The organism is Chloroflexota bacterium (assembly GCA_016235055.1).
GTDB lineage: Bacteria > Chloroflexota > Anaerolineae > JACRMK01 > JACRMK01 > JACRMK01.
On record JACRMK010000089.1, the window covers coordinates 1 to 8,300 of the forward strand.

Sequence of the window (8,300 nt, forward strand, 5' to 3'; positions counted from 1 at the left end):
AACGCGCACGGCCCCAGCGCCATTCGCTGCGCGCCGAGTTGCAGGCGTTGCTCGCCCAGCAACCGCCACCCACGCCAGCACTCGATTCTGCCTCTTGACATTTTTGCCATGACCCTAACCTATGACCAATAGGGCAAGCCCGGCCCCTACAACAATCGTCATTCAGCGCCGCATACCCGGTGCGGAACTGGGCGTTCTCGCAATGGCAATTTGCGTAGCGGTTGTCTCTGCTGTCTCTGCAACCCGCTCTAGGAGCGGGTCTTCTTGTTCAATTCGACCTTTGCGATCGACTCGCGATGCACCTCGTCCGGGCCGTCGGCCAGACGCAGCGTGCGCGCGCCTGCCCAGGCAGCCGCCAGGAAGAAGTCGTCGCAGACACCGGCGCCGCCGTGCGCTTGGATCGCCCGGTCGAGCACGCGCAGCGCCGTGTTCGGCGCGACCACCTTGATCATCGCAATCTCGGCGCGGGCCGCGCGGTTGCCAACCGTGTCCATCATGTACGCGGCTTTCAGCACAAGCAGGCGCGCTTGCTCAAGCTCCATGCGCGACTCGGCGATGTCGTGCCGGATGGTGCCCATGTCGGCCAGCGGGCGTCCGAAAGCGACGCGCGACTTGACGCGCACGCACATCGCCTCCACTGCGCGCTCCGCCAGACCGAGCACGCGCATGCAGTGATGGATGCGTCCAGGGCCCAGACGCCCCTGTGCAATCTCGAAGCCGCGCCCCTCGCCCAAGAGAATGTACGACGCCGGCACATGCACGTCTGTGAACGACACTTCGCCGTGGCCGTGCGGCGCTTCCTCATACCCGAAGACGTTCAGCATCCGCTCAACTTTCACACCCGGCGCGTCCATCGGCACCAGGATCATCGACTGCTGGGCGTGCCGGGGCGCATCGGGGTTGGTCTTGCCCATAAAGATAGCGATCTTGCAGCGCGGGTCGCCGGCGCCCGATGTCCACCACTTCAGACCATTGACAACGTACTCGTCGCCTTCGCGGCGGATGCTTGCCTGAATGTTGGTTGCGTCCGACGACGCCACCTCCGGTTCGGTCATCGCAAAGCAGGAGCGAATCTCCCCGGCCAGCAGCGGCTTCAGCCAGCGTGCCTTCTGCTCTGCCGTGCCGTAGCGCTCCAGCACCTCCATGTTGCCGGTGTCCGGCGCGGAGCAGTTGAACACCTCCGGCGCGATCGGCGAACGACCCATGATCTCGCACAGTGGCGCATACTCGAGGTTGGTCAATCCGGCGCCGACTTCGCTCTCCGGCAGAAACAGATTCCAGAGACCGGCCGCCTTCGCCTTCGACTTGAGATCTTCGATGACCGGCACCGGCGTCCAGCGCACATCCGAGCGGGCATGCGCGTAGTACTTGTGCTCGTTCGGGTAGATATGCTCGTCCATGAAGGCAAGCAGTCGTTCCTGCAGACCCTTCACACGCGGCGAATAGTCAAATTCCATTCCGGTCTCCTTTTCACGGCCAGCCGTGAAGTATAATCACAGCAAATGGGTCGTCAGGCGCTCCGCGCCGTCCGGCGTAATCAGAAACGCATCTTCGAGCCGCACGCCGGTTTCACCCGGGTAGTAGGCGCCCGGTTCGAGCATGATGACCATGCCGGCCGCCAGCGTTTCCTCGCAGTAGGGTACGATCCGGGGCGACTCGTGGCCGGACACGCCAACGCCATGCCCGGTATGGTGCGGGTAGACCGGCTGGCCGGCGCGCACCATGAACGCGCGCAACTCACGGTCGATATCACGGGCGACCGCGCCCGGTTTCAGAAGCGTCGCCCCGTAGGCCAGCGCCGCGGCGGCGATCGCGCGCAGTTCGGACTGCCGCGCGGTCGGGTGCGCCGGGTAATACGTGTTGCACGAATCCGACCAGTAACCGTGCCGGATCGTGCTCAGATCGACAATCAGCGAATCGCCCGGCCGAATGACATAGTCAAGCGGCCAGCCGCCGATATTGGCTTGGCGGTATCCGACAACGCAGTCATTGCCCAGCGGCACACGGCAGCCGGTGGCGCTGTCGATCGCGGCATGGATGGCGGCCCAGACATCAATCTCGCGCGCGCCGGCGCGGGTCGCTTCGGCCGCGGCACGGTGACCGATATCGGTCAACCGGAAGTTCTCGCGTAGCTTGGCGATTTCCTCGGCGGTCTTGATGCAGCGCAGCGGCTTCAGCCAGTCGGTCGCATCAATCGGTGCGCGGACCGGCGGACCGACGCGCAGCACGTCCAGCACGGCGGCCGTCACCGCCATTATTTCGACCGCGACGTTGCGGCTGGCGTTGCCCCAGAGACCGCTCAGGACGTCGAGCAGGCCCCGCAGCCCTTCGATGGGCTGCTCGATCGTATAGCCGAGATAGGATGCGACGGCGCCATCGGGCTCGCGGCCGAATGGGCTGGCTGCTTCGGCCAGCGCATCGACGACGACGAGCGTGAAGCGGCCGTCGGCATACCAGACGAGCGGCAGCGCGCCGGCAAACAGGTTCGGGCCAAGCTCGATCGACGCAACGAAGCCGGTCAGCCAGGTTACGGAATGCGGGTCGGCAAACAACGCCGCATCGACGCCCCGCTCGCGCAGCAGTTGTCTCGTTTGATCGCGCTGGAATTGATGCATCGAAAATGGCTCCTATCGGTCCGGCCTCTATGGCCGGTGCAAATCATCACTGTTGCGAGGACACTATGAGCATGTCGCCAACCACGCGTCAGCAGCCATCCACCAGCCGGCTGGCCGGCAAAGTTGCGCTCGTCACTGGCGCCGCGCGCGGTATCGGTCGCGGTATTGCCGTCTGCTTCGCCGAGGAAGGCGCGGACGTCATCGTAAACGATCTGCCGGCCGGCGGCGATCACGACGGCGGCCAGGATACAGCCCGCGAGATCGCCGCGCTGGGTCGCCAGGCGCACGTTGTGTCGGCAGACATATCCGACCGCGGCGCCATCGCCGAGCTGTTCGCCTCGGGAGTCAATCGCTTCGGCGGGCTGGATGTCGTCGTCGCCAATGCCGCTTACTCCGATCGCGAACTGGTCGTCGACGCGCGCTGGGAAAGCGTTTGGCGAACGCTGGAAGTGACACAGCTCGGCGTGTTCCATACGTGCCAGGCCGCTGCCCAACAGATGGTGAAACAAGGGCGCGGCGGCAAGATCATCATCATCGGTTCGCTGCTATCCGAAGTGCCGTCCCCCACCAGCGCCGCGTACAACATGGCCAAGGCCGCCGTCAACCACCTGGGCCGCACGCTGGCGAACGAACTGGCGCCGCACCGCATCAACGTCAACGTGATCAACCCCGGCTACATCGACACGCCCGGCGAGCGAAAGTTCGCGACCGACGAAGAGATCCGGCGCTCCGGCAGCCGCATCCCGTGGGGCCGCCTCGGCCTGCCGCGCGACATCGGCCGCGCCGCCGTCTATCTGGCCAGCGACGATGCCGACTACGTCACGGGCACGAGCCTGTTGGTCGATGGCGGCTATAAAATCGGGATGAAACTCCCGCCGGCGGTCTAGCGGCAACGGTTAGCGCTTGCCGGTGTCACGTTGTGCGGCGGACTCGGACGCCCGCAACGGCGCAACCAACCGGCCGCGCGCCTCCGATGTCCCGACTGTCAATTTGCGCCCGCCGGCCTCGAAAATTGGATCGCGGCGCAAGCCGGAGCGATGCAGGCGGAACGACAGCGCCGTGCCAAGCACACCAAGCCCATACGTAACGCTGCGACGAAAATTAATCGACGATGCTTCGGGCATATAGCGCGTGGGGCACGACACCTCGCCAATGCGGAAGTTGAAGAACACGGCCTGCGCCAGCATTTGGTTGTCGAACACAAAGTCATCGGAGTTTTCGTACAGGGGCAGTGTTTCAAGCACCCGGCGCGAGAACGCCCGGTAGCCGGTGTGATACTCCGACAGCTTCATTTGTAGCAGGATATTCTCTGCGGCCGTCAAGAACCGGTTCGACACGTACTTCCACCACGGCATGCCGCCCTTCAGCGCGCCGCGGCCGAGAATGCGCGAGCCGAGCACGACGTCGAACTCGTTGGAAGCGATCATCCAGGCCAGCGCGCCACAGAGCTTTGGCGAGTACTGGTAGTCGGGGTGCACCATGACGACGATGTCGGCTCCGCGCTCCAATGCGGCGGTGTAGCAGGTCTTCTGGTTGCCGCCGTAGCCGGTATTGCGGTCGTGCCGGATGACGGTCACACCAAGCGCGCGCGCCTGCTCGACCGTGTCGTCGCGGCTGGCATCGTCCACGAGGATCACTTCATCGACGATTTCCAGCGGCAATTCGCCGTACGACCGCGCCAGCGTCTGCGCCGCGTTGTACGCCGGCATCACCACGACGAGGCGCTGCCCGTTAATCATGCGTGTATTCAACAAAATCGGCGAAGGCATTACGCATTGCGGTTTTCCGATGCTCTGTCGTCGCCTTTCGTCCACAGCATGTGATCAAGTGTGCCACGGGTGACAATATATCACAGACAACATCGCGCCGCAACCCAGTGTGCTAAAATTACGGGCAATTCTGATCTCCGGGAGGAACTATGGCGAAGAAGTGCGGCCATCTGGATCAAATACAGAAGGTCAAGCGTCGTACGAACGGGTGCGAGGAGTGCGAGAAAATTGGCGACGATTGGGTGCACCTGCGCCAGTGCATGATCTGCGGCAAGGTTGGTTGCTGCGACGACTCAAAGAACAAGCACGCCACCCGGCATTTCCACGAAATCGGGCACCCGATCATCCGGTCGCTGGAACCGGGCGAGGAGCACGACTACTGGTGCTACGTGGACGAGTTGATGTTCAGGTTCAAGTGAACTAGAGCGTTTTTCGGAATGATCTGATACGGCGCCGATGAGCGTCATTGCGAGCCCCCGCAGGGGGCGAAGCAATCTCAGTTTCTGGCGTGTCGAGATTGCTTCGTCGGCTTCGCCTCCTCGCAATGACAATTTGCGTATCGGTTGTTTCTGGAAACCGCTATAAAGAGATCGGCCCGGGGTGGTCTCCGGGCCGATCTCGTTTGTGTCTACCCTTGTGGTTTGGCCAGTTGCGCGCGGTCAAACCGCACTGGCAGCCACACCTGAAAGCGGGTGCAGCCGGGCTCCGAAAACAGCTTGATCTGGCCGTGATGCTTGTGCACGACGATGTTGTATGTGATGTGCAGCCCGAGGCCGGTACCGATGCCGGGCGACTTGGTCGTGAAGAACGGCTCGTAGATCCGGTCGCGAATCTCCTCGGGGATGCCCGGCCCGTTATCCTGGATTTCAACGACGACGTGCTCATCTTGAGTGAATGTGCGCACGACCAGTTCTGCCGGCTTGCCTTGTTCCAGTTGCGGCTTCAGCGCATCCAGGGCGTTGTCCATGATATTGGTCCAGACCTGGTTCAACTCGCTGCCGAGCGCCTCAATACGCGGCAGGTCCACCGCGTACTCTTTCTTGATCGTGACACCCTGTTTGATCTTGTGCCGCAGTATGACGAGCGTGTTCTCCAGCCCTTCCTGGACGTTGACCTCCTGCACCGGCGCTTGATCCAGGTAGGAGTATGTCTTGACCGCCTTCACGATCTCCGAGATACGCTCGGCGCTCTTGGACACTTCGTCCAGCAGCAGGTAGACCGACGTGCCGGCGTTCAGCCAACGGATGATGGCCGGCAACTGCGCGGCGTCGAAGTTGTCGCAGATCGGCTTGAGGTTGTCGGGCGTCCAGCCAACCGTAACCAGGTTGGCCGTCAGGTCCCAGGCATCCTCGACGCCGCACGCCTCCAGCCACTCCTGGAGCGCCGACTCGCGGTCGCTGCGCTCCAGCGGCGACATAGTCCAGTCCGGCGCGGCGCGGTGTGCGATCGCGTCGCGCAGGTCGTTGACCACCTGCGACTGCGTTGCGTTCAGGTTCAGCGCCCCCACCTGGTTGGCCTCGGCTAGCCAGGTCGTCAAGGCCGAGCGCATCTGGTCCGCGCTGCGCTTGGCTGCGGCGGCAGGATTGTTGAGCTCGTGGGCCACCCCCGCGGCCAGCGTGCCCAGCCCGGCCATCTTCTCGCTCTGGCGCAGCAGCGCTTCGTTGCTGCGAATGCGCTGCGTCATGGTGTGCAGGATCGCCAGGGCGGCCGACGCACTGGTCGTCAACAGCTTCTGCATCGAATCGTGGTCCACCATGAGAGCGCGTGTCGGTTTGAGCGCGCGCACCGATGCGCCGCGCGGCGCCCGGTCCAGCAGCGCCATCTCGCCGATCACCTCGCCGCGGCCGCGCACCGCCAGCACCACCTCTTGCCCGTCCAGGCGCTTCGTCACCTGGAACTCACCGTCGAGAATCACATACAGCGCGCCGCCCGGGTCGCCCTCGTGCATTAGATATTCTTCGGGTACGAGTACAAGCTCGCTGCTCATGGCGCACAGCCGCGCGAGATCGTCCGGGGGCAATCCCTTGAACAGTTCCAGTTGCCGCAGGAAGTCGATGTTGCTCATAGCGTCTTGATGTACTGCCAGTAGAGCGCCACGGCGATCGCGCCCTCGCCGGTGGCCGACGAGACGCGCGGGTTAGTGCCGGCGCGCACATCGCCTGCCGCGAAGATGCCGGGCACGCTGGTCTCCAGCATGAGCGGGTCGCGGTCAGGCGTCCATCCCTTGGGCCGCTTGCCGTCCACCAGCAAATCGCGGCCGGTCAGGATGAAGCCCTTGCTGTTGCACTGGACGATGTCACGCACCATGTGGCTCTGTGGCTGCGCGCCGATGAATACGAACATGGCGGCCGATGGCATCGTGGAAGACGCGCCGGTTGCCCGATTGGCCAGCACCGCATCTTCGAGTTTCTCGCGGCCGTGCACCTCGGTCGTCTCGGTGTTGTAGAGGATCTCAACTTTGGGATTGGCGACGAGTAGATCCACCAGATATTGCGACGCCGACAATTCGGGCCCCCGGATCAGCATCGTCACCTTGCTGGCAAAGCGAGTGAGGAACAGCGCGCCCTGCGACGCCGAGTTCGCGCCGCCAACGACCAGCACCGGCTGGTCGCGATAGTACATCGCCTCCGTGTGCGCCGCGCCATAGTAGATACCGGCGCCCGTCAGCGGAGCGGCGCCGGGCACATCGAGTATATTGAACGACGCGCCGGTGGCAATGAGAAGGAACTGCGCGCTCATCTCGCGGCCGTCCTTGAGCGTCACGACGCGGTACTTGTTTTCGGCGCGCACCGAGGCGACCTCGCAGGCCGACAGAATCTCGGCGCCGAACCGTTTGGCTTGTGCCACGGCGCGCCGCGTCAACTCGCCGCCCGAAAGTCCGTTCGGGAAGCCGAGGTAGTTTTCGATCTTGGGGCTTGTGCCCGCCTGTCCGCCCGGCGCATCGCGCTCCAGTACCAGCGTGCGCAGGCCCTCCGATGCCGCATACACGGACGCGGCAAGCCCGGCCGGCCCGGCGCCAATGATGATCATGTCATAGAACGGCCGGGTTGGCTCGTGCTGAATGCCGATCTTGGCCGCCAGCGCGGGCAGTGTTGGCTGCACCAGCACCGAACCATCCGGGAAGAACAACGTCGGAACGCTGAACTTGCCGCCGGCGGCCTGCTCGACCATTCCGCGCGCCTTGCCGTCCGTGTCCACGTCCAGCCACTGGTACGGGATCTGATGCCGGGATAGGAAGTCTTTGACAGTGTGCGATTCAGGCGAATAGAGCGTGCCCGCCATGCGGATGCCGTCGTACGGCAGATGCCCTTCAGCCTTCCATTCCTCCAACAGGTCATCCAGCACCGGATAGAGGTGCTCCTGGGGCGGGTCCCACGGCTTCATCAGGTAGTAGTCGAGCCCGACCTGATTAATCGACGAAATCGCCGCTTCCGTGTCGGCATACGCGGTGAGGAGCACTTTGCGCGCGTCGGGGAAGATGGCGCGCGCCTCCGCGAGAAACTGTGTGCCGCTCATCACCGGCATGCGCTGGTCGGTAAGGAACAGCGCGACGACGTCGCCGCGCTGCTGCAACTGCTTGAGCGCCTCGAGCGCGGCGGCACCGGAGTCAGCCTTGACAATGCGGTAGTCGCGGCCGTACTTCTGGCGCAGGTCGCGCTCGATCGCATTGAGCACGGCGTGATCGTCGTCAACGGCAATAATGGCTGGCTTGGCCATGTGGATTCCCCCCTCCATGTCTGGAAAAGCGTTGCGGTGCTCCCGGCACCGTGACGTATATTAGACTCTATTCAAAATAAGGTATCCTACTATGCATGTTGAGTTACGAGACGCTCAAAAGGAACCCTAAAGATTTTCTGACACTGACCGGGCTAACGCGTCGCGAGTTTGATGAACTCGTGGTTGTTTTTGCGTTGTG

The 8,300-nt window shown here is 63.5% G+C and carries 7 protein-coding genes; 2 read left to right on the top strand and 5 right to left on the bottom strand.

The features are described 5' to 3' along the window. Positions 1 to 248 precede the first annotated feature (248 nt). Together HZB53_20805 and HZB53_20810 are read right to left on the bottom strand one after the other, a co-directional pair. Positions 249 to 1,457: an acyl-CoA dehydrogenase family protein gene (locus HZB53_20805; protein MBI5880097.1), complete on the bottom strand. Its 1,209-nt coding sequence runs from the start codon at positions 1,455 to 1,457 to the stop codon at positions 249 to 251. Positions 1,458 to 1,493: 36 nt separating this feature from the next. Continuing rightward, positions 1,494 to 2,615, bottom strand: a complete 1,122-nt coding sequence (locus HZB53_20810) for an aminopeptidase P family protein (protein ID MBI5880098.1) — start codon at positions 2,613 to 2,615, stop codon at positions 1,494 to 1,496. A 71-nt stretch (positions 2,616 to 2,686) separates the two neighbouring features. Between HZB53_20810 and HZB53_20815 the strand changes: the two genes are divergently transcribed. Then, complete coding sequence (locus tag HZB53_20815; protein ID MBI5880099.1) at positions 2,687 to 3,502, top strand: glucose 1-dehydrogenase; 816 nt, start codon at positions 2,687 to 2,689, stop codon at positions 3,500 to 3,502. 9 nt (positions 3,503 to 3,511) lie between these two features. Here the strand turns inward: HZB53_20815 and HZB53_20820 are convergent, their stop codons facing one another. Beyond that, positions 3,512 to 4,354 (bottom strand): glycosyltransferase family 2 protein, encoded by an 843-nt coding sequence (locus HZB53_20820; GenBank protein MBI5880100.1) that lies wholly within the window; start codon positions 4,352 to 4,354, stop codon positions 3,512 to 3,514. 179 nt (positions 4,355 to 4,533) lie between these two features. On the opposite strand from HZB53_20820, the gene HZB53_20825 reads away from it, so the two are divergent. Next, positions 4,534 to 4,803: a UBP-type zinc finger domain-containing protein gene (locus tag HZB53_20825; protein ID MBI5880101.1), complete on the top strand. Its 270-nt coding sequence runs from the start codon at positions 4,534 to 4,536 to the stop codon at positions 4,801 to 4,803. A gap of 209 nt (positions 4,804 to 5,012) precedes the next feature. Here the strand turns inward: HZB53_20825 and HZB53_20830 are convergent, their stop codons facing one another. Together HZB53_20830 and HZB53_20835 are read right to left on the bottom strand one after the other, a co-directional pair. After that, a complete protein-coding gene (locus HZB53_20830; protein MBI5880102.1) occupies positions 5,013 to 6,449 on the bottom strand; it encodes a cyclic nucleotide-binding domain-containing protein in 1,437 nt (478 codons plus the stop codon). Further along, complete coding sequence (locus HZB53_20835) at positions 6,446 to 8,101, bottom strand: FAD-dependent oxidoreductase (protein ID MBI5880103.1); 1,656 nt, start codon at positions 8,099 to 8,101, stop codon at positions 6,446 to 6,448. Before HZB53_20835 ends, HZB53_20830 begins: the two co-directional genes overlap by 4 nt. Between the last annotated feature and the right edge of the window lie 199 nt (positions 8,102 to 8,300).